Annotated in this window: 23 protein-coding genes; 17 read left to right on the plus strand and 6 right to left on the minus strand. The window is 65.7% G+C overall.

What is annotated here, in order from left to right; all coding sequences use genetic code 11:
- Positions 1–24: 24 nt before the first annotated feature.
- The 6 genes from GRZ55_RS14230 to deoA are packed head-to-tail and all read left to right on the plus strand — an operon-like array spanning position 25 to position 6,183.
- Entirely contained in the window at positions 25–1,557 is a 1,533-nt protein-coding gene (locus GRZ55_RS14230; protein WP_169287604.1) for an ABC transporter ATP-binding protein, read from the plus strand.
- Complete coding sequence (locus GRZ55_RS14235) at positions 1,557–2,696, plus strand: ABC transporter permease (protein WP_169287605.1); 1,140 nt, start codon at positions 1,557–1,559, stop codon at positions 2,694–2,696. The genes GRZ55_RS14230 and GRZ55_RS14235 overlap by 1 nt, the downstream gene beginning before the upstream one ends.
- Position 2,697: 1 nt before the next feature.
- Positions 2,698–3,669, plus strand: a complete 972-nt coding sequence (locus GRZ55_RS14240; RefSeq protein WP_169287606.1) for an ABC transporter permease — start codon at positions 2,698–2,700, stop codon at positions 3,667–3,669.
- Positions 3,669–4,061 (plus strand): cytidine deaminase, encoded by a 393-nt coding sequence (locus tag GRZ55_RS14245; RefSeq protein WP_169287607.1) that lies wholly within the window; start codon positions 3,669–3,671, stop codon positions 4,059–4,061. The genes GRZ55_RS14240 and GRZ55_RS14245 overlap by 1 nt, the downstream gene beginning before the upstream one ends.
- Complete coding sequence (locus GRZ55_RS14250) at positions 4,058–4,861, plus strand: purine-nucleoside phosphorylase (protein ID WP_169287608.1); 804 nt, start codon at positions 4,058–4,060, stop codon at positions 4,859–4,861. Before GRZ55_RS14245 ends, GRZ55_RS14250 begins: the two co-directional genes overlap by 4 nt.
- Positions 4,862–4,863: 2 nt before the next feature.
- Entirely contained in the window at positions 4,864–6,183 is a 1,320-nt protein-coding gene (gene deoA, locus GRZ55_RS14255) for a thymidine phosphorylase (RefSeq protein WP_169287609.1), read from the plus strand.
- A 14-nt stretch (positions 6,184–6,197) separates the two neighbouring features.
- Here deoA and upp read toward each other — a convergent pair whose 3' ends face one another.
- The gene (gene upp / locus GRZ55_RS14260; protein ID WP_169287610.1) at positions 6,198–6,839 is read right to left on the minus strand and encodes a uracil phosphoribosyltransferase; all 642 of its coding nucleotides are present in this window, start codon (positions 6,837–6,839) and stop codon (positions 6,198–6,200) included.
- 91 nt (positions 6,840–6,930) lie between these two features.
- Positions 6,931–7,905, minus strand: a complete 975-nt coding sequence (locus GRZ55_RS14265) for an adenosine deaminase (protein WP_169287611.1) — start codon at positions 7,903–7,905, stop codon at positions 6,931–6,933.
- A 111-nt stretch (positions 7,906–8,016) separates the two neighbouring features.
- Here GRZ55_RS14265 and ubiE point away from each other — a divergent pair, with 111 nt between their 5' ends.
- From ubiE to GRZ55_RS14285, 4 genes are all read left to right on the plus strand, one after another.
- Positions 8,017–8,790: a bifunctional demethylmenaquinone methyltransferase/2-methoxy-6-polyprenyl-1,4-benzoquinol methylase UbiE gene (gene ubiE / locus GRZ55_RS14270; protein WP_169287612.1), complete on the plus strand. Its 774-nt coding sequence runs from the start codon at positions 8,017–8,019 to the stop codon at positions 8,788–8,790.
- Between the two features lie 13 nt (positions 8,791–8,803).
- Positions 8,804–10,378, plus strand: a complete 1,575-nt coding sequence (gene ubiB, locus GRZ55_RS14275) for a 2-polyprenylphenol 6-hydroxylase (RefSeq protein ID WP_169287613.1) — start codon at positions 8,804–8,806, stop codon at positions 10,376–10,378.
- A gap of 158 nt (positions 10,379–10,536) precedes the next feature.
- Positions 10,537–11,763 (plus strand): bifunctional phosphopantothenoylcysteine decarboxylase/phosphopantothenate--cysteine ligase CoaBC, encoded by a 1,227-nt coding sequence (coaBC, locus tag GRZ55_RS14280; protein WP_169287614.1) that lies wholly within the window; start codon positions 10,537–10,539, stop codon positions 11,761–11,763.
- A gap of 21 nt (positions 11,764–11,784) precedes the next feature.
- On the plus strand, positions 11,785–12,327 hold the full coding sequence (locus tag GRZ55_RS14285) for a GNAT family N-acetyltransferase (RefSeq protein ID WP_368856619.1): 543 nt from the start codon (positions 11,785–11,787) through the stop codon (positions 12,325–12,327).
- On the opposite strand, the gene GRZ55_RS14290 is transcribed toward GRZ55_RS14285, so the two are convergent.
- From GRZ55_RS14290 to GRZ55_RS14305, 4 genes are read right to left on the minus strand one after another with little or no spacing between them, the layout of a single operon-like run.
- Entirely contained in the window at positions 12,305–12,697 is a 393-nt protein-coding gene (locus GRZ55_RS14290) for a VOC family protein (RefSeq protein ID WP_169287616.1), read from the minus strand. The genes GRZ55_RS14285 and GRZ55_RS14290 overlap by 23 nt on opposite strands.
- On the minus strand, positions 12,694–13,056 hold the full coding sequence (locus tag GRZ55_RS14295) for a hypothetical protein (RefSeq protein WP_210257352.1): 363 nt from the start codon (positions 13,054–13,056) through the stop codon (positions 12,694–12,696). Before GRZ55_RS14295 ends, GRZ55_RS14290 begins: the two co-directional genes overlap by 4 nt.
- Positions 13,056–13,610 (minus strand): SRPBCC family protein, encoded by a 555-nt coding sequence (locus tag GRZ55_RS14300; protein WP_169287618.1) that lies wholly within the window; start codon positions 13,608–13,610, stop codon positions 13,056–13,058. Before GRZ55_RS14300 ends, GRZ55_RS14295 begins: the two co-directional genes overlap by 1 nt.
- Entirely contained in the window at positions 13,603–13,956 is a 354-nt protein-coding gene (locus GRZ55_RS14305) for a helix-turn-helix transcriptional regulator (RefSeq protein ID WP_169287619.1), read from the minus strand. Before GRZ55_RS14305 ends, GRZ55_RS14300 begins: the two co-directional genes overlap by 8 nt.
- A 139-nt stretch (positions 13,957–14,095) precedes the next feature.
- Between GRZ55_RS14305 and GRZ55_RS14310 the strand changes: the two genes are divergently transcribed.
- The 7 genes from GRZ55_RS14310 to ybeY are packed head-to-tail and all read left to right on the plus strand — an operon-like array spanning position 14,096 to position 21,305.
- Entirely contained in the window at positions 14,096–16,270 is a 2,175-nt protein-coding gene (locus GRZ55_RS14310) for a malate synthase G (RefSeq protein ID WP_169287620.1), read from the plus strand.
- A 28-nt stretch (positions 16,271–16,298) separates the two neighbouring features.
- Positions 16,299–16,985, plus strand: coding sequence for a tRNA (adenosine(37)-N6)-threonylcarbamoyltransferase complex dimerization subunit type 1 TsaB (gene tsaB / locus GRZ55_RS14315; RefSeq protein WP_169287621.1), 687 nt, complete (start codon positions 16,299–16,301; stop codon positions 16,983–16,985).
- Entirely contained in the window at positions 16,982–17,500 is a 519-nt protein-coding gene (rimI, locus tag GRZ55_RS14320; RefSeq protein WP_169287622.1) for a ribosomal protein S18-alanine N-acetyltransferase, read from the plus strand. The genes tsaB and rimI overlap by 4 nt, the downstream gene beginning before the upstream one ends.
- Positions 17,497–18,294 (plus strand): 1-acyl-sn-glycerol-3-phosphate acyltransferase, encoded by a 798-nt coding sequence (locus GRZ55_RS14325; RefSeq protein ID WP_169287623.1) that lies wholly within the window; start codon positions 17,497–17,499, stop codon positions 18,292–18,294. The genes rimI and GRZ55_RS14325 overlap by 4 nt, the downstream gene beginning before the upstream one ends.
- A 57-nt stretch (positions 18,295–18,351) precedes the next feature.
- A complete protein-coding gene (miaB, locus tag GRZ55_RS14330; protein WP_169287624.1) occupies positions 18,352–19,755 on the plus strand; it encodes a tRNA (N6-isopentenyl adenosine(37)-C2)-methylthiotransferase MiaB in 1,404 nt (467 codons plus the stop codon).
- A 58-nt stretch (positions 19,756–19,813) separates the two neighbouring features.
- A complete protein-coding gene (locus GRZ55_RS14335) occupies positions 19,814–20,809 on the plus strand; it encodes a PhoH family protein (protein WP_169287625.1) in 996 nt (331 codons plus the stop codon).
- A 16-nt stretch (positions 20,810–20,825) separates the two neighbouring features.
- A complete protein-coding gene (gene ybeY, locus GRZ55_RS14340) occupies positions 20,826–21,305 on the plus strand; it encodes an rRNA maturation RNase YbeY (protein WP_246734762.1) in 480 nt (159 codons plus the stop codon).
- The last annotated feature ends 16 nt before the right edge of the window (positions 21,306–21,321 follow it).

Consider the following 21,321-nt stretch of genomic DNA (forward strand, 5'->3'; position numbering starts at 1 on the left):
ACGATAAAAACGAGGGGCCAGCCGATGGTGCAAGCGGCGATCGAACTTGTCGGCATCAACAAGAGCTTCGGCGCCGTCCACGCCAACAAGGACATCGATCTCAAGATCGAGAAGGGCACCATTCACGGCATCATCGGCGAGAACGGGGCCGGCAAGTCGACGCTGATGTCGATCCTGTACGGCTTCTACCAGGCCGATTCCGGCGAGATCCGCGTCGATGGCCGGCCGACCACGATCAACTCGCCCGACGACGCCATCAAGCAGGGCATCGGCATGGTGCATCAGCACTTCATGCTGGTGCAGAACTTCTCCGTCATCGAGAACGTGATCCTCGGCGCCGAGGGCGAGGCGCTTCTGAAGTCCTCGCTCGCCAAGGCACGTTCCGAACTGCGGCGGCTGGAGCGCGAATACGGGCTCGAGGTCAGTGCCGATGCGATCATCGAGGAGCTGCCGGTCGGGCTGCAGCAGCGCGTGGAGATCCTCAAGGCGCTCTATCGCGGCGCCGAGATCCTGATCCTTGACGAGCCCACCGGCGTGCTGACGCCGGCCGAGGCCGACCACCTCTTCCGCATCCTGGCCCAGCTCAAGGAGCAGGGAAAGACGGTGGTGCTGATCACCCACAAGCTGCGCGAGATCATGGCGATCACCGACAATGTCTCGGTCATGCGCCAGGGCCAGATGGTGGCCACCCGCAAGACGGGCGAGACCACGGTGGAGGAACTGGCCGAGCTGATGGTCGGCCGCCGCGTGCTCTTGCGCGTCGACAAGGGCGAGGCGCGGCCGGGCGAGGTCAGGCTGTCGGTCAGGAACCTCACCGTCGTGGATTCGCGCGGCGTGACGGTGGTCAACGACGTCTCCTTCGATGTGCGCGGCGGCGAGATTGTCGGCATCGCAGGCGTGGCCGGCAACGGCCAGTCGCAGCTCCTGGAGACCATATCCGGCATCCGGCAGGCCAAATCCGGCCAGGTGCTGCTCAACGGCGAGCCGATCGACGTGACGGGCAATGCCGATCCGGGCGAGCTTCGCGACCGCGGCCTGGCCCACGTGCCGGAAGACCGCCATTATGTCGGCCTCGTGCTGCCCTTCGAGGAGTACGAGAACTCCATGCTGGGCTATCACGACCGCGACTTCTACCTGCGCGGACCCTTCCTCGACATCGAGGCCATCCGCGCCGACGCCCGCGACAAGATCGAGAAATACGACATCCGCCCGCCCAACGAACGGCTGAAGACCGCCAATTTCTCGGGCGGAAACCAGCAGAAGATCGTGCTGGCCCGCGAGATGGAGAAGGACCCCAACGTGCTTGTCGTGGGTCAGCCGACGCGCGGCGTCGATGTCGGCGCGATCGAATTCATCCACCGCCGCCTGATCGACATGCGCGACCAGGGCAAGGCGGTGCTCCTCGTCTCGGTCGAACTCGACGAGATCCGCGCCCTGTCGGACCGCATATTGGTCATGTTCGACGGCCGCGTGGTCGGCGAGCGCGACAGCGATGCCGACGAGGGCGAACTGGGACTGCTCATGGCGGGCGTGGAATCGAGAGAGGCGGCGGAATAATGGCGATTCCACATGGAAAGCTGCCCGGCTGGGCCGATTACGGGCTGCTGCCGCTGATCAACGTCATCGTGGCCTTCAGCGTTTCAGGTCTGGTCGTGCTTCTGGCCGGCGAGAGCCCGGTTCGCGCGGCGTCGCTTCTGGTCGAAGGCGCCTTCGGCAGCGGCCAGAACATCGCCTACACGCTCTATTACGCGACGAGCTTCATCTTCACGGGCCTGGCGGTGGCGGTGGCGTTTCATGGCGGGTTGTTCAACATCGGGGGCGAGGGGCAGGCCTATGTCGGCGGGCTCGGCGTGGCGCTGGTGTGCCTGTGGCTCGATACGCTCGTGCCCTGGTGGATCACCTTCCCGGTGGCCATCCTGGGCGCTGCCCTGGCGGGCGCGGCCTGGGCCTTCATCCCCGCTATCCTGCAGGCCAAGCGCGGCAGCCACGTCGTCATCACCACCATCATGTTCAACTTCATCGCCGCCAGCCTGATGGTCTATCTTCTTGTCGGTCCGCTGAAGCCGGCCGGCCAGATGGCCCCGCAGACCCGCACCTTCTTCGAAGGCGGGCAATTGCCCAAGTTGAACTGGATGCTCGAGGCCTTCGGCTTCACGATCCGCTCATCACCGCTCAACATCTCATTCCTGCTGGCCCTGGTCTGCGCCTTCCTTGTCTGGATTCTGATCTGGCGCACGCGGCTCGGCTACGAGATCCGCACGCAGGGCCACAGCCCGAAGGCGGCACGCTACGCGGGTATCGGCGAGGCGCGCATCGTCGTCATCACCATGCTGATCTCCGGCGCGCTGGCCGGCATGATGGCGCTTAATCCCGTCATGGGCGACACCAACCGCCTGCAGCTCGATTTTGTCACCGGTGCCGGCTTCGTGGGCATCGCGGTCGCCCTCATGGGCCGCTCGCATCCCGCCGGCATCGTGCCCGCTGCAATCCTTTTCGGCATGCTCTATCAGGGCGGCGCCGAAATCGCCTTCATGATGCCGAATATCAGCCGCGACATGATCGTCATCATTCAGGGGCTCGTGATCCTGTTCGCCGGGGCGCTGGAGCACATGTTCCGGCCATGGCTGGCGGCCGCCTTCGCAAGCGTGAGCCCGCGATCCGTCGGACTGGGCCGCACCGGCAGGGAGGGCGCGTGACATGGAAGTCGTAACCTTCTTCGCCCAGGTCTTCGATTCCACGATCAGGCTGTCGATCCCACTGCTGTTTGCCTGTCTTGCCGGTCTCTTTTCCGAGCGGGCGGGCGTCTTCGACATCGGTCTTGAAGGCAAGATGCTGGCGGCGGCCTTCGCCGGCGCGGCCATGGCCGCCGTCTACGGCAATCCCTGGCTGGGCCTGATGGCGGCCATCGTCGTCTCCACCGCCTTCGCGCTGGTCCACGGCTTCGCCTCCATCACCAATCGCGGCAACCAGATCGTGTCGGGCGTGGCGATCAACTTCATCGCGGCCGGGGCCACCGTCATTCTGGGGCAGGCATGGTTCATGCAGGGCGGGCGCACGCCCTCGCTGACCGGCGACCAGCGTTTTACGGCGATCACCCTGCCTTTCGCCAGCGAGCTGCGCGGCGTCCCCATCATCGGCGAGATCTACTCGGTCGTCCTGTCCGGCCATTCGATCCTGGTCTATATCGCCTTCTTCATGGTCTTCTTCTCGTGGTGGGTGCTCTTCCGCACCCGTTTCGGGCTGCGGCTCAGGGCGGTCGGCGAAAATCCGGCCGCCGTCGACACGGCCGGCATTTCGGTCGCCTGGCTGCGCTACCGCGCGGTGATCTGCACCGGCATCCTGTGTGGTTTCGCCGGCGCCTATCTGTCGATGTCCATCGGGGCCGGCTTCGTGAAGGACATGACGGCGGGCCGCGGCTTCATCGCGCTGGCCGCCCTCATCTTCGCCAAATGGCGGCCCGGCCCGGCCATGCTCGCCTGCCTGCTATTCGGCTTCCTCGACGCCATCTCCATCCGACTGCAGGGAACGCCGCTGCCGATGGTCGGCCGCGTGCCGGCACAGTTCCTCCAGGCGCTGCCCTACGTGCTCACCGTGGTCCTTCTGGCGGGCTTCATTGGCCGGGCCATCCCGCCGCGCGCCGGCGGCGTGCCCTATGTGAAGGAGCGATGATGAGCCACGATCTGTTCGAGGCCGCCCGCGCGGCGATGGAAAAGGCCCACGCGCCCTATTCGCGTTTTCCCGTCGGGGCGGCGTTGCGCACGGAGGACGGCCGCGTCTTCGCGGGGTGCAACATCGAGAACGCGTCCTTTCCCGAAGGCTGGTGCGCCGAGACCACCGCACTCGGCCATTACGTGATGGGCGGCGGCGGCCGCATCACCGAGATTGCCGTGGTGGCCGAGAAGATGGACCGCATCACCCCCTGCGGCGGTTGCCGCCAGCGGCTGGCCGAGTTTGCCGGGCCAGAGGCGAAGCTGCACCTATGCGACGGCAATGGCGTGGTCGAAACGCTGACCATGGCCGACATCCTGCCGCTTGGCTTTCGAGGAGACGACCTGAAATGAAGCAGGCGATTGACCGCTTGGTGGAACGGCTCGACGGCCGCGCGCCCGAAATGGCGCTGGTGCTGGGCTCCGGGCTGGGCTCGCTTGCGGGCGAAGTGGAGAATGCGGTGCGCATTCCCTATGGCGAGTTGCCGGGCTTTCCCGAGAGCGGGGTCACCGGCCATGCCGGCGAGGTCGTGGCGGGCCGGCTTTCAGGTACGGACGTGCTGGTCCTGTCCGGCCGCGCCCACTATTACGAGCACGGCAATGCCGCCGCCATGCGCCCCGTCCTGGAAACGCTGGCCGGTATCGGCATCGGCAAGCTTCTGCTGACCAACGCGGCCGGGTCGCTGCGTGAGGACATGGCGCCGGGCTCGGTCATGCTGATCAGCGACCATATCAACTTCTCGGGCTCCAACCCCTTGTTCGGCGAGCCGACCGACCGGCGCTTCGTCGGCATGACGGAGGCTTACGACGCCGAGCTTCGGGCCGGCCTCAAGCGTGCCGCCGTGGCCACCGGCATCGATCTTCACGAAGGCGTCTATATGTGGTTTTCCGGCCCGTCCTTCGAGACCCCGGCGGAGATCCGCATGGCGCGCGTGCTGGGCGCCGATGCGGTCGGCATGTCGACCGTGCCGGAGGTGATCCTCGCCCGCTTCCTGGGACTCCGGGTCGCGGCCTGTTCGGTCATCACCAATCTGGCGGCCGGCATGACGGGGCAGGAGCTTTCCCACGACGAAACCAAGGAGGTCGCGCCGCTGGGCGGCCGGCGGCTGGCAGCGATCCTCAAGGCAATGCTCGCCGAGGGCCGGACGGGCTAACCATGCTCCCGCAAGAGATCATACGCCGCAAGCGCGACGGCGAACCCCTTTCACCCTCAGAGATTGCCGGGTTCGTCGCCGGACTCACCGACGGACGCTTCACCGATGCCCAGGTCTCGGCGATCGCCATGGCGATCTTCCTGAAAGGCATGGAGCGGGACGAGGCGGTGGCGCTGACGCTCGCGATGCGCGATTCCGGTGACAGGCTGGACTGGTCGGATCTGCCGGGCCCGGTCACCGACAAACACTCGACCGGCGGTGTCGGCGACAATGTCTCGCTGATGCTGGCGCCCATCGTGGCGGCCTGCGGCGCCTATGTGCCGATGATCTCCGGGCGCGGGCTCGGCCACACGGGCGGGACGCTCGACAAGATGGACTCGATCCCCGGCTATGCGAGCCAGCCCGACAATGCGCTGTTCGGGCGCACGGTGCGCGAATGCGGCTGCGCCATTATCGGTCAGACGGCCAGACTGGCCCCGGCGGATCGCCGTTTCTACGCCATTCGCGACGTCACCGGTACGGTTGAATCCATCCCGCTCATCACGGCCTCCATATTGTCCAAGAAGCTGGCGGCGGGTCTGGGTTCGCTGGTGCTCGACGTCAAGGTCGGCAATGGAGCCTTCATGTCGAAGGCCCGCGATGCCGCGAATCTGGCGCGCAGCCTCGTGGAGACGGCGGTGGGCGCCGGGCTTCCTGCCACCGCCCTGATGACCGACATGAACGAACCCCTGGCGTCGGCGGCCGGCAATGCCGTGGAAGCGATGAATGCCGTCGATTTCCTGACCGGCCGCCATCGCGATCCGCGCCTCGAAGAGGTCACGCTCGCGCTCGCCGCGGAAATGCTCGTGGCTGCCGGAAGGGCGTCTTCGCACCAGGATGCCGGCCTGCGAGCCCGCGACGCGCTCGACACCGGCAGTGCGGCCGAGATCTTCGGGAGGATGGTCGCCAGCCTTGGCGGGCCAACGGATTTCATGGAGACCTATCGCGACCTTCTCGAGATCGCGCCGGTGGAGCAGGCGGTCATGGCACCGGCCGATGGGTTCGTGATCGGCATCGAGACACGCCATATCGGGCTGGCGGTGGTGGAACTCGGGGGCGGGCGCACCGACCCGTCGCTGCCCATCGACCACGGGGTGGGCATCACGCGCCTTCTTCCCGTCGGCGCCGAGGTCCGCGCGGGGGAAATGCTGGCCCTCATCCATGCGCGTACGCAGGATGCGGCCCGCGGCGCGGCGGCGGCCGTCGCCGGAGCCTACAGGATCGGGGAGGCCCGCCCACGTCGACCGGAGACGGTCCTGCGCCGGGTGACCGCGGCCGCCTGACCGGCCAGACTTCCTTATTTGGTGCCGTACATCCGGTCGCCGGCATCGCCCAGACCGGGCACGATATAGCCCTTCTCGTTGAGGTGGTCGTCGACGGATGCCGTGAAGACGGGAACATCGGGATGCGCGGCGTTGAAGCGCTCGATGCCTTCGGGTGCCGCCAGCAGGCAGAGATAGCGCAGATTGGTGGCGCCGCGCTCCTTGAGCTTGGTGACCGCCGCAATGGCGGAATTGGCTGTCGCCAGCATCGGATCGACGACGATCACGAGACGGTTGGCGAGATCCGTGGGCGCCTTGAAGAAATACTCGACCGCCTCCAGCGTGTCATGGTCGCGATAGAGCCCGATATGGGCGACGCGGGCTGCCGGCACGAGGTCGAGCATGCCGTCGAGAAGCCCGTTGCCGGCGCGCAGAACGGAAGCGAAGACGAGCTTCTTGCCCTCCAGCGTCGGCGCGTCGATCGTCGTCAGCGGGGTCTCGACACGGCGCGTCGTCAGTTCCAGTTCGCGGGTCACCTCGTAGCAGAGGAGCAGCGAGATCTCGCGCAGGAGCCGCCGGAAGCTCGCCGTCGAGGTCTCCTTGTCGCGCATGATCGACAGCTTGTGCTGTACGAGGGGATGATCGACGACGGTGACGCCCTTGAGCTTCTTGTTCATGTTCTTGCCTTTTTCTGCCCGACCTGGCCGTCACCATAAACGGCCCGGCCCGATGGAGAAACCGGACCGGTCCCCGCAAACCACAGCTTTGTCAGCTTTCGCCCGGCGCCAGACGCGACAAAAGGGCAGCCCGCGTCTCTTCGTCGACGAAAGCTGCCGCGATGGCGGTGCGCGTCACCTCCAGAAGAGCGGGGCGGTCGAGGCCGAAATGCTCGGCCGCCACCTCGTATTCGCGCTTCAGCGTCGTCCAGAAATAGGGTGGGTCGTCGGAATTGAGGGTCACCCGGCAGCCGGCATCGCGCAGTTTGGCGAAGGGGTGAGCGGCGAAGCTTGCGAAGACCTTGAGTTCGATATTGGAGACCGGGCAGATTTCGAGCACCACGCCCTCGTCCGCGATGCGGGCCACGAGATCGGCGTTCTCGATGGCGCGCACGCCGTGACCGATGCGGGTGGGCCGCAGATGGTCCATCGCGGCGGCAACGCTTTCCCAGCCGGCAAGTTCGCCGGCATGGACGGTGATACCGAGCCCCGCTTCCCGGGCGATGTCGAAGGCGCGCGCAAAGTCGCGGGGATGGCCGCTCCGCTCCTCGCCCGCCATGCCGAAGCCGGTGACCAGCGGATGGCCGCATTCGACCGCAAATCGTGCCGCTGCCTCGACCGAGCCGACGCCGAAATGACGCACCCCGGTGACGATCATGCGGGCCTCGATGCCGGTCTTAGCCTTTGCGCGGAGGATGCCTTCGCCGAGCCCGTCCGTATAGGCCAGGGGCGAGAGGCCGGCGCGGCTGGCGTGATCGGGCGAGGTGAAGAACTCCGAATAGACGGCACCGTCCGCGGCAAGGCTCGTCAGATAGGTCTCGGCCAGAAGCGCGTAATCCTCCTGTGTCCTGAACAGGCCGGCGGCGGCGTCATAGGCGGCGAGGAAAGAGGTGAAGTCGCTCCACACGAACGAGCCGTCGCGGATGAAGGCGGACATGTCGACGCCGTATTTTTGCGCCTGCCGCAGGACGAGTTCGGGCGCCGCGGCCCCTTCGATATGGCAATGGATCTCGGCTTTGGGCAGCATCACGACCTCTGATGGGCAAGATGGGGCGCGGCCGATGACCGCGCCCGGCAACGATAGCGCCGGGAAACGTGTTGGGCTATGGTCCGCGCGATTTGCAACAGGTATGCCACCATGACCGACCGAGCCGCCAGCACCGGCGCGATGGAAACTTCCTTCGGATACCGCACCGTCGAGAAGGGGCAGAAGCAGCCTCTGGTCGACGACGTCTTCCGCAAGGTCGCCGAACGCTACGATCTGATGAACGACATCATGTCGGCGGGCCTTCACCGTGTGTGGAAGGATGCGATGGTCGGCTGGCTCAATCCGCCCAAGCGCCCCGGCTGGCGCTCGCTCGACGTGGCGGGCGGCACGGGCGACATCGCCTTCCGCATCTTCGAGGCTTCGCACCGGCAGGCCGACGTGACCGTGCTCGACATCAACGGGTTGATGCTGGAGGTGGGTCGCGAACGGGCCCACAAGCGCGGCTTCGGCGACGCGCTGGCCTTTGTGGAGGCGAATGCCGAGGAACTGCCCTTCGAGGACAACAGCTTCGACGCCTACACGATCGCCTTCGGCATCCGCAACGTGCCGCGCATCGAGACGGCGCTGGCCGAAGCGCACCGGGTGCTGAAGACCGGCGGCCGCTTCCTGTGCCTGGAATTCTCCGAGGTCGACATGCCGCTGCTCGACAAGGCCTATGAGGCCTGGTCGTTCCACGCCATTCCGCGTATCGGGCAGGCGGTGGCGGGCGATGGCGAGCCCTATCGCTACCTCGTGGAATCGATCCGCAAGTTTCCCAGACCCGAAGCCTTTGGCGCGATGATCGGCAAGGCCGGCTTCGATCGCGTCAGCTGGCGCGGCATGACGGGCGGCATCGCCACCATCCACTCGGCCTGGAAGCTGTGAGGCCGGTATCCGCATGAGCACGCCCGGCGCCTATTTCCGGCTTCTGAGAGCCGGCTGGATTCTGGCACGCGAAGGCGTCTTCGCGGCGCTGCCGGGCGATCAGCTGACCGGCCCCGCGCATCTCGCCTGGCGGCTGTCGCGGCTCGTGGCGCGGCGGCGCTCCAAGGAGGATTCGCGGTCCGCGCGCATGTCCAAGGCGGTCGACAGGCTGGGCCCGTCCTATGTCAAGCTCGGCCAGTTCCTGGCAACGCGTCCCGATGTCGTGGGCGCGGACGTCGCCATGGACCTGGCCGAACTCCAGGACCGCATGAGCACGTTTCCGCGCGCGATCGCGGTCACCTCGATCGAGGAATCGCTCGGCCGCAAGATCGACGACCTTTTTCTCGATTTCGGCGAGCCGATCGCCGCGGCCTCGATCGCCCAGGTCCACCCGGCCGAGGTCGAGCGCGACGGTGTTCGCACCAAGGTCGCGGTCAAGGCGATCCGGCCGGGCGTTCGCCGGCGCTTCTTCAACGATCTGGAAAGCTATTTTCTCGCCGCCCGCATGCAGGAGCGCTTCATGCCCGCCTCGCGGCGGCTGAGGCCGGTCGAGGTCACGCGCATGCTGGCCCAGACCACCAAGATCGAGATGGATCTGCGGCTTGAAGCCGCCGCGCTGTCGGAACTTGGCGAGAACATCCGGCAGGATCCCGGTTTCCGCGTTCCCTGGGTGGACTGGGAACGCACCGGCCGCGACGTCGTCACCATGGAGTGGATCGACGGCATCAAGATGTCGAACATCGAGGCCCTGCGCGCGGCCGGCCATGACCTCAACGCGCTCAGCGTGACGGTCATCCAATCCTTCCTGCGCCATACGCTGCGCGACGGCTTCTTCCACGCCGACATGCATCCGGGCAATCTGTTCGTCGAAGCCGACGGCACGATCGTGGCGGTCGATTTCGGCATCGTGGGCCGTCTCGGCAAGAAGGAGCGGCGTTTCCTGGCCGAGATCCTCTACGGCTTCATCCGGCGGGATTATCTCCGCGTCGCCGAGGTTCATTTCGAGGCCGGCTACGTCCCGCCGATCCATGACGTTCATGCCTTTGCCCAGGCCATCCGCGCGATCGGCGAGCCGATCCACGGCCAGCCGGCCGAAACCATCTCGATGGCCAGGCTGCTGGCATTGCTTTTCGAGGTGACTGAAATCTTCGACATGCAGGCGCGGCCGGAGCTGGTTCTCCTGCAAAAGACGATGGTCGTCGTCGAAGGCGTTGCGCGCAATCTCAACCCGTCCTTCAACATGTGGAAGGCGGCGGAGCCTGTCGTCGGGGACTGGATTCAGGGCAATCTCGGCCCGCGGGGTTTTCTGGAGGACACGCGCGACGGCGCGCTGGCGCTGGTCTCGCTGGCCCGCCAGGCCCCGGAACTGGCGGCCCGCGCCGAAAGGCTGTCGCGCGAGATCGACGCCATGGCCGAGAAGGGACTGCGCTTCGACGATGAGACGGCGCAGGCCATCGGCCGATCGGAAGCACGTCACACCCGCTCCGGCCGTATCGCGCTATGGGTCATTGCGGCGGCTCTGTTCTGGATCGCCTTGCAGATGGGCTGATTGACTGCAATGCCTACATTGCAGTCATTCTTCCTGCTGCTGCTTCTCCCACGCGCTCGCCAGGACTCGAACCCTCCCTCTGCTTTTCAAGAGCGAGGATTTCATCCATACCGGCATCGTGCCGGCGCTGAAGCCGGCCTGATACGGGAGAGGCATCCTTGGCACTTGCCGGAAAACGCATCCTTCTGATCATTGGCGGCGGCATCGCCGCCTATAAATGTCTCGACCTCATCCGCAGGCTTCGTGAACGCGGTGCCTCCGTGCGGTGCGTGATGACCCAGGCTGCGCAGCAATTCGTGACGCCCCTGGCCGTCGGCGCGTTGACCGCCGACCGCGTCTTCACCGATCTCTTCGACCGCGAGGACGAACACGATGTCGGCCATATCAGGCTGTCGCGCGAGGCCGACCTGCTCGTGGTGGCGCCGGCCACCGCCGACCTCATGGCCAAGATGGCCTCGGGGCTTGCCAACGATCTCGCCTCGACCGTGCTCATGGCGACCGACAAGAAGGTGCTGATCGCACCCGCCATGAACCCCAAGATGTGGGAACACCCCGCCACACGCCGCAACCGCGAGACACTTGCCCGCGATGGCATCGCCTTCGTCGGTCCCAACCGCGGCGAAATGGCGGAGAGCGGCGAGGGCGGCGAGGGACGCATGGCCGAACCGCTGGAGATCGTGGCCGCGGTCGAGACGTCGTTCGACGAGAGTGAGAAGCCCCTGGTGGGCAAGAAAATAGTCGTGACCTCCGGCCCGACGCACGAACCGATCGACCCGGTGCGTTACATCGCCAACCGCTCGTCGGGAAAGCAGGGCCATGCCATCGCAGCGGCACTGGCAAGGCTCGGCGCCGAAGTCCGGCTCGTCGCCGGGCCGGTGACGATTCCCGATCCGGTCGGCGTGAAGACCACGCGTGTGGAAACCGCGCGCCAGATGATGGCGGCAGTCGAGGCCGAACTTCCCGCCGATGCCGGCGTGTTCGTGGCCGCCGTCGCCGACTGGCGAACCGAGGGCGCGAGTGACCAGAAGATGAAGAAGAAGCCGGGCGAGGGCGCGCCCTCGCTCAGCATGGTGGAAAACCCCGACATACTGGCGACCGTCGGCCATCACGCCAACCGCCCCTCGCTGGTCATCGGCTTCGCCGCCGAGACGCAAAACGTCGTCGAGAACGCACAGGCCAAGCTCAAGCGCAAAGGCGCCGACATGATCGTTGCAAACGACGTTTCGGCCGATAGTGGCATCAACGAAAAGGGCGTGATGGGCGGCGACCGCAACCGGGTCCGCATCGTCTCGTCCGACGGCGTCGAGGAATGGCCGGAGCTGGGCAAGGACCAGGTGGCCGAACGTCTGGCCGCCCTAGTCGCCGAGCGGCTGGCCGACCGGTAGCACGCCGTGTCGGAAGCTCCCGTGCTGGAAGGCGATCGCGTCAGGTTGCGGGCACACCGGGCCGAAGACCTGGACGACTATGCGCTGCTCTGGTCCGATGGGGGGGTAGTCCGACATATCGGCGGCAAGCCGCTCGGACGCAGCGAGTGCTGGGCTCGCATCCTGCGGTTCCGCGGCATGTGGGCGATGCTCGACTTCGGTTTCTGGATCGTGGAGGAACGAGACTCCGGCCGATTGATCGGCGAGGCCGGAATCATGGATCTCCGGCGCGACATCCTGCCCCCGCTAGGCGGCACACTCGAAGCAGGCTGGGCGCTTCTCCCGGAGTTTCACGGGCAGGGAATGGCGGGCGAGGCCATGAGGCTGGTTCTTGAATGGTCCGATCGGCATCACCCTTCGCAAGAACTGAGCTGCATCATCGCCGAGGGCAACCGATCATCACTTCGGCTTGCCGAAAAACTCGGTTTTGGCCGGAGCGGCTCCGGAGACTTTCAGGGCAGCATGCTGATTCACTTCCGCCGCCCAGCGATGGATGACCCAATCATGTCTCCTGGGTCAGCATGATGAGATTGCCGCAGCCGTCCTCGAAAACCGCGAAGCGGAAGCCGGTCTCGTCCTCGGCCTTGGGCGGCGTGCGGAACGGCACGCCCAGTCCCTTCAGCCTCTCATATTCCGCGTCGATGTCGTCGCAGCCGAGCGACGTCGCGGCCACGCCATTGTCGAACAGCGCCTTCTGGTAGACTTTCGCGAATTCGTAGCCAGCCGGCTCGAGAAACAGGTCGACGCCCGATCCATCGCTGTTCTTGACGGTCAGGAACCGCGCGCCGTGGACGGGGATGTCGAGGTTCTTCTCGAAACCCAACACCTCCGTGTAGAACCTCTCCGCCTTGGCCTGATCATCGACCATCACGCTGGTGATGTTGATACGGATCATGGGTCACTCCTCTTGCTGGCGAGATGGACGACGCCCGCGGGGCTCGATATCCAGAAGCCCGAGAATCCATCCGGCAGCGGCTCGATCGCATCGGCACGCGGCGAGCGGAGTTGCCCGAGATGATCGGCCGCGCCGCCGAGGTCGTCTGTCTGCACCTGGAGCCACAATTCGGGCTGTTCGATCTGCGGCGTCGGATCGATCCAGAGCCGGTTCTTCCCGAACGCGAAAACGATGTTCGGTTTCAGCTCTTCGATCTCGGCCAGCCTCAGCGTGTCGCGATAGAAGGCTACCGTCGTTTCGAACTGGTGCGGCGGCACCTTCATGGCGATGTTCGGTCCGCCAGAGTAAACGGGTCTCATCATTTGTCTCCTTCGGAAAAGCGCCGGGCATAGATCCGGGTGAGCCGGAAATGGTTCGACCAGAAACCGCGCGGCGGCTGGCCCTTCAGCCGATCGATGAGAATGCCCAGATGTGCGTCCCAGCCGCTCGCCACGCTGACCATCGTGGCAGCCGCGGCCAGCCGCCGGTGAGTCAGCACGAGCAGAACGTCACGCCCTTCGGGAAAGAGCTCGAAGGTGACCTCGCTCGAGCCGTCATCCCCTGGCCATGTGTAGGCCAGCAGACGCGGCGGGTCCCATTGCGTGACCCGTCCATGCATCGGTGGACTGTCGTCGAAGCCGCGATGGGCCTCTGGCGTTGCCTCATCGGACAGTTCCGGGTGGCGGAAAAGATGCGTGACGCCGCCGCCCACCCGAGGCTCCATTTCGCCAGCGGCGAGCCACAGGCGGCGCTTTTCGGAATCGACGAGATACGCCCACAAGCGTTCCGCGGGCCCCGGCAGCAGCCGTTCGATGCGTACGCAGCCCGGCTCGCGGGAGATGCCCTGGCCGTCGGGGTATCGTGCCTCAATCATCGTCCATCCCTTTCTGACCGTCCTCGGCCTTGAGCAGCGCTTCCAGCGTGTCGAGGCTTTGTGTCCAGAAGCGCTCATAGTGTTTCAGCCATGCCTGGGCTTCAGCGAGGCGTGCCGCCTCCAGCCGGCAGTAATGCGTGCGGCCGGAGATGCGCCGGCTGACCAGTTCGGCGCTTTCGAGAACCCGCACATGCTTGGAAGCGCCGGCAAAGCTCATAGCGAAGGGCGCGGCCAGTTCGCCGATGCTCATTTCACCCTCCTTCAGGCGTTCAAGCATGGCCCGCCTTGTCCCATCGGACAGGGCGTGGAAGACGCGATCGAGAGCGGCAGGTAAAGTGTGAACCATATGGTTTAATATCCCTCACGGGACTTTATTGTCAACCATTCGGTTTAGGATTTCCCTGGCCCCCAATGACGAATTGACCGGACCGCTCCATCATGGTCAAAGCGGGCGCGGCCCGGGAGCCCGCCAGAGGAGACAAAGCATGACGGATTTCGTCGAAACCCACTCGCTCAAGATCCATCCCCGCCTCCACGCTTTCGTGGTCGAGCAGGCCCTCCCGGGCACAGGCATAGATCCCGAACATTTCTGGAGCGAATTCTCCGCGATCGTCCATGATCTGGCGCCGAAGAACCGCGATCTTCTGGCCAGGCGCGAAGACATGCAAAAAGAGATCGACGCCTGGCACAAGGAGAACGGCGCGCCGGCGGACCTGGCCGCCTATGAGGGCTTTCTGCGCTCGATCGGCTATCTCCTGCCGGAAGGTCCTGCCTTCAAGGTGACCACGCAGAATGTCGATGCCGAGATCGCGAAAATCGCCGGTCCGCAGCTCGTCGTGCCGGTGATGAATGCACGTTACGCGCTCAATGCCGCCAATGCGCGCTGGGGTTCGCTCTATGACGCGCTGTACGGCACCGATGCGATTGCGGAGGATGACGGCGCCGAGAAGGGCTCGGGCTACAACCCGGTGCGTGGCGCGAAAGTGATCGCCTGGGCGCGTGCCTTCCTCGACGACAGCGCACCGCTTGTCGACGACAAGTGGGAAGACGTCACCTCCATCACGATCGAGGACGGTCGCCTCGTGCTGCACACCGAAGGCACCGGCTGCGGATTGCAGGATGCCAGCCAGTTTGTCGGCTATCGCGGCCCTGCGGACGCGCCGGACGCGGTGCTGCTCACGAAGAACGGCCTCCACATCGAGATCGTGATCGACAATGAGCATCCGATCGGCAAGGACGACCGGGCCGGCATTGCCGATCTCATGCTTGAAGCCGCCCTGACCACCATCCAGGACTGCGAGGATTCGGTCGCCGCCGTGGACGCGGAAGACAAGATCGTCGTCTACGGCAACTGGCTCGGCCTGATGAAGGGCGACCTGACCGAGGAGGTCGCCAAGGGCGGCAAGACCATCACGCGCCGGCTCAACCCCGACCGCAACTATACCGCTCCCGATGGCGCGACCCTGACGCTGCCTGGCCGCTCGGTGATGCTGGTCAGGAATGTCGGCCACCTGATGACCAACCCGGCGATCCTCCTGTCGGATGGAACGGAAGTGCCCGAAGGCATCATGGACGCGATGATGACGGCCATGATCGCGCTGCACGATATCGGGCCCGGCGGGCGGCGGGGGAATTCGCGTGCCGGTTCCATGTACGTGGTCAAGCCCAAGATGCACGGGCCCGAAGAGGTCGCCTTCGCCGTCGAGATCTTCAGCCGCGTCGAGGACGCGCTCGGCATGGCGCCAAACACGATCAAGATGGGCATCATGGACGAGGAGCGTCGCACCACGATCAACCTCAAGGAATGCATCCGGGAGGCTGCCGAGCGGGTCGTGTTCATCAACACGGGTTTCCTCGACCGCACCGGCGACGAGATCCACACCTCGATGGAGGCCGGACCGATGATCCGCAAGGGCGACATGAAGTCGGCCGCGTGGATTTCCGCCTACGAGAACTGGAACGTCGACATCGGGCTGGAATGCGGGCTGCAGGGCCACGCCCAGATCGGCAAGGGCATGTGGGCGATGCCGGACCTCATGGCCGCCATGCTGGAGCAGAAGGTCGGCCACCCCAAGGCTGGCGCCAACACTGCCTGGGTGCCCTCGCCGACGGCGGCGACGCTGCACGCCACGCATTACCACAAGATCGATGTCCATGCCGTCCAGGCGGAACTGAAGCTGCGCCCGCGTGCGAAGCTCTCGGACATCCTGTCGGTGCCGGTCGCTACGCGGCCCAACTGGTCGGAAGAGGACATCCAGAAGGAACTCGACAACAATGCCCAGGGCATTCTGGGCTATGTCGTGCGCTGGATCGACCAGGGCGTGGGCTGCTCCAAGGTACCCGACATCAACGATGTGGGCCTGATGGAAGACCGCGCCACCCTGCGCATCTCTTCCCAGCACATCGCCAACTGGCTGCATCACGGCGTCTGTTCGAAGGAAAAGGTGATGGAGACCATGCAACGCATGGCCGCGATCGTCGACCGGCAGAACGAGGGCGATCCGCTCTACCGCCCGATGGCCGCCGATTTCGAGAACTCCATCGCCTTCCAGGCCGCCTGCGATCTCGTCTTCAAGGGGCGTGAGCAGCCGAGCGGCTACACCGAACCCGTGCTCCACGCGCGCCGTCTGGAACTGAAAGCACGCAACGAGGCGGGCTGAACCGGTCGATCGGGACGGCGACAGCCGCATGAACCTCCTCGCCATCGACACCGCCGCAAGCCTGTGCGCCGCCTGTCTGCTCGACACCGAGACGGACCGGGAGCTGGGCCGCGCGGCGGTCGATCTCGGCAAGGGCCATGCCGAGCACCTCATGGGGGTGATCGACGCGGCGCTCGATACCGCCGGCCTCGCCTATGGTGATCTTCACATGGTCGCGGTCTGCGTGGGGCCCGGTTCCTTCACCGGCGTGCGCGTCGGCGTTGCCGCCGCACGCGGGCTTGCGCTGGCGCTGAAGATCCCGGCCGTCGGCGTGTCCTCGCTGGAGGCACTGGCGGCGGCGGCCCGGCGCGACCATCCGGACGAGGAGATCCTGGTGCTTCTGGATGCCGGCAGAGGCGGGATCTATGCGGCACGCTACGATGCCGCGGGCGAGGAAAGTCAGCCCCCCGCGCTGGTGACGCTTGCGGAAGCGGCCAGCATGGCGGGCGAGGGCGTGGCGGTGCTCGCCGGTTCGGGGGCCGACGCCGTGCTCGCAGCCGCCGGCGGCATCGAGAGGAAAATCGTCTCGCGCGCGGCGACCGCAGACATCGGATATTATGCCCGCCTGGCCGCGCAACGGGGACTGCCCGGCCGTCCGCCCAGCCCGCTCTATCTGCGTGGCGCCGACGCCAAGCCGCAGACCGGCTTCGCGCTGCCCCGGAAGGACGCCCCATGAGGTTTCCGTTTCGGCTCGGACGGCGCGAATACATGATGGAGCGGATCGACGAGACGCATGCGGATGCGCTCGCCACCCTTCACCAGGACGCCTTCTCGCGGCCCTGGAGCGAGACCGAATTTGCTGCCCTGATCGCGCAGGAAGCAGTCTCCGGCTTCATCGCGATCGAGATCGGCCGGGCCGCCGACCCGCCCGCCGGCTTCGTGCTGATGCGCATGGCCGCCGACGAAGCCGAAATCCTGACCATCGCCGTCGCGCAGGCGCACCGGGGCCGGGGCATCGGATGGGCGCTGATGGATGCGGCGCTGCGCCAGATGCATGCCGACCGCATGGCCCGGGTCTTCCTCGAAGTCGACGAGGGGAACCGGGCAGCCATCGCCCTCTACCGGCGCCTGGGCTTTACCGAAGTCGGCCGCCGGCCATCCTATTACGCCGCCGAGGAGGCGGGATCCGGCAACGCCTTGATCATGCGGCGCGATCTGTGGCGTGCGAAGGGTGGCGGGCCACGCGAATGATCGGCTGGCTGAGGGTCGTCCTTGCGCTCACGATCTTCGCCATCGGCACGGGCGCCGGCGCGCTCCTGCACCTGATCGCCCGCAGGACCGGATGGATCGGCGAAGACTTCATCCCACGGGCATGGCACCGGCTGATCCTGCGGCTGCTGGCCATCAAAGTTCACGTCGTGGGAAAGCCATCGACGTCGAGGCCCCTGCTCATCGTGTCGAACCATGTGTCGTGGACGGACGTGATGGTGATCGGCTCCGTGGCGGACGTGCATTTCATCGCACGGGGCGACATGGCGCACTGGCCTGTCATGGGCACGATCGGGCGGCTGCGGCGCACCGTGTTCATCGAACGCGGCTCGCGACGGCGCTCGGCCGAGCAGACGGCGGAAATCGCCGAATTGCTCAAGCGCGGCGACGTGCTGGTGCTTTTCGCGGAGGGCACGACGGGGGATGGCAGCACCGTCCTGCCCTTCAAGACCGCGCTCTTTGCAGCTCTTTATGACGAGGACGATTCCCAGCCCTTCGCCACCGTTCAACCCGTATCGGTCTCCTATCTGCGCTCCTACGGCATTCCGCTGGGGCGCCTGGAGCGCACGCGCTATGCCTGGATCGGCGACCAGACACTTGCGCCTCATCTCTTGATGCTGCTCAAGGGAGGCGCGGTCGATGTCGAGATCACCTTCGGCGAGCCGATCCTGCCGGGCGAGGCCGGTGATCGAAAGGCGCTGGCCGCCAGGACGGAGACCATGGTGCGCTCGATGGCGGTGGCCAGCCGCAGCGCACAGGTTCGCGGTCACGATTGATGGAAAGGCGCATGCCCGGACTGTTTTTTGTCGTCAAAAACCGTTAGAGACGCGCTCATGGAAAGAGCACATCCGCAGATGCCGGAACCGGCGGCCGCACCCTCGGGGAGCGCCGGCAAGAAGGTCTTCGTCAAGACCTATGGCTGCCAGATGAATGTCTATGACTCGCAGCGCATGGCCGACGCGCTGGCGGCCGATGGCTACGGGCCGACGGAAATCATGGAAGAGGCCGACCTCATCCTGCTCAACACCTGCCACATTCGCGAGAAGGCGGCAGAGAAGGTCTATTCCGCACTTGGCCGGTTGCGCCAGCTCAAGGAGGAGCGGGCGCTTGCCGGACGCGAGACGCTGATCGGCGTCGCCGGCTGCGTCGCGCAGGCCGAGGGCGAGGAGATCATCCGCCGTTCGCCCGCCGTCGATCTGGTGATCGGCCCGCAGACCTATCACCGGCTCGCCTCCGCCGTGACGCGGGCGCGAGGCGGCGAAAAGGTGGTCGAGACCGAATACGCGATCGAGGACAAGTTCGAGCATCTGCCGGCGCTGCAGCGCAAGGCCGTGCGCGCACGCGGCGTTACCGCCTTCCTCACCGTGCAGGAAGGCTGCGACAAGTTCTGCACCTTCTGCGTCGTTCCCTACACGCGGGGCTCGGAAGTTTCGCGCCCCGTGGTCCAGATCGTGGCCGAGGCCGAACGCCTCGCCGAGGCCGGCGTGCGGGAAATCACGCTGCTCGGCCAGAACGTCAACGCCTGGCATGGCGCGGGGCCAGACGGCAGCGAATGGGGTCTGGGGCAGCTCTTGTTCCGCCTGGCGGAGATTCCCGGCATTGCGCGGCTTCGCTACACGACCAGCCATCCGCGCGACATGGACGACGCCCTGATTGCCGCCCATCGCGACCTCGGCACGCTGATGCCCTATCTGCATCTGCCGGTTCAGTCCGGTTCCGACCGCATCCTCAAGGCCATGAACAGGCGCCACACCGCCGCCGATTATCTGCGCCTCATCGACCGTATCCGGGCCGCTCGTCCCGACATCGCGATGTCGGGAGACTTCATCGTCGGCTTCCCCGGCGAGACCGACGCCGATTTCGAGGACACGATGCGCCTCATCAAAGAGGTGACCTACGCACAGGCGTTTTCGTTCAAATATTCGCCCCGTCCCGGAACACCCGGGGCAGATCTGGAGTTTCAGGTCTCCGAAGCGGTGAAGGATGAGCGTTTGCAGAAGCTTCAGGCTCTACTGTCCCGCCAGCAGAGCGCGTTTGCCGCAAGCCTGGTGGGGCGAGACATGGAACTGTTGCTTGAAAAGCCCGGTCGCATGCCGGGTCAGCGGGTCGGACGCTCGCCATGGCTGCAGCCCGTTATTGTTGATGAAACGGCCGGCGAAATCGGCGACATTGTAAATGTTCGAATCACGCAGGCAGGAAGCAACTCCCTGTTTGCGGAGATCGGAGTGCCAGCTTGAGGAGAAGCCTTTGAGCGCCGCCACGAAAGTGAGCACTACGTCCTCCGGGGCTTCCGACATGGCGCACATTGTGCTGACATTCGACGATAACAAGCTGGCCAGCGCGCTCTACGGCCAGTTCGACGAGAACCTCGCTCGCATCGAGCAGAAACTCGGCGTCGACATCCGCTCCAAGGGCAACCAGATCACGGTCAAGGGAAGTCCGTCGCTGGCCGAGCAGGCGCGCCGGACGCTGGATCATCTGTACACGCTCCTGCAGAAGGGCGGCGAGCTGTCGCCGTCCGAAGTGGACGGGGCGGTCAGGATGGCAGTGGCCGCCGACGATCAGCCGAGCCTGCCGACGCTCGAAGGCAAATCGCGGCTGGCGGTGGCCCAGATCTCGACGCGCAAGCGCACGATCCACGCCCGTTCGCTCAACCAGGATGCCTATATGCGGGCGCTCGAGCGCTCGGAACTGGTTTTCGGCGTCGGGCCGGCCGGAACGGGCAAGACCTTCCTGGCCGTTGCCCACGCAGCCATGCTGCTCGAACGCGGCATGGTGGAGCGCATCGTTCTGTCGCGGCCGGCAGTGGAGGCTGGCGAACGGCTGGGCTTCCTGCCTGGCGACATGCGGGAGAAGGTCGACCCCTATCTGCGCCCCCTCTATGACGCGCTCTACGACATGATGCCGGGCGACAAGGTCGAGCGCGCCATCACCGCCGGCGTGATCGAGATCGCGCCGCTGGCCTTCATGCGCGGGCGTACGCTGGCGAATGCCGCCATCATCCTCGACGAAGCGCAGAACACCACACCGATGCAGATGAAGATGTTCCTGACCCGCCTGGGCGAGAACGCGCGCATGATCGTGACCGGTGACCCGACCCAGATCGACCTGCCGCCCAACACGACATCCGGTCTCGTCGAGGCGCTTCGCGTGCTCGACGGCGTGAACGGCGTCGTCAAGGTCCGCTTCAATGAGGGCGATGTCGTGCGCCATCCGCTGGTGGCCGAGATCGTCCGGGCCTACGACCGCGCCGGCGGTACGCCGAGCGGCAGGCCGGGTCCCGCGCTTTGAGCCTGTCGGAAACGGAATGAGACCACCTTTTCTGGTCGACCTGACGGTCGAGGCGGGCGAATGGCCGCCTGAGGAAGAACTCGCGGCGATCGTTGCACGCGCGGCCGAGGCCACCGTGGCCGAAACGGGCGTGCTTCCGCCCGATGGATGCGAACTCGGCATCATTTTCACCGATGACAACGAGATCGCGGTTCTGAACGCCGAATGGCGCGGCAAGGAGAAGCCGACCAACGTCCTGTCCTTTCCCTCCGGCATGCCCAGCCCTGTCGGGCAGCTGCCGCTGCTTCTGGGCGACATCGTACTCGCCTTCAAAACCATAACCGCCGAGGCGGCACTGGACGGAAAGAGTTTCGAACACCATCTGACACATCTGATAGTGCATGGTATCCTGCATCTTCTGGGCCACGACCACGAGCACGAGGACGAGGCGGAAGACATGGAAGCGCTGGAACGCCGCGTTCTGGCGCGACTTGCCATTTCGGACCCCTACGACTAATTGAAGGCTTCAAACG

The sequence above is a fragment of the Chelativorans sp. ZYF759 genome (assembly GCF_012911015.1).
GTDB lineage: Bacteria > Pseudomonadota > Alphaproteobacteria > Rhizobiales > Rhizobiaceae > ZYF759.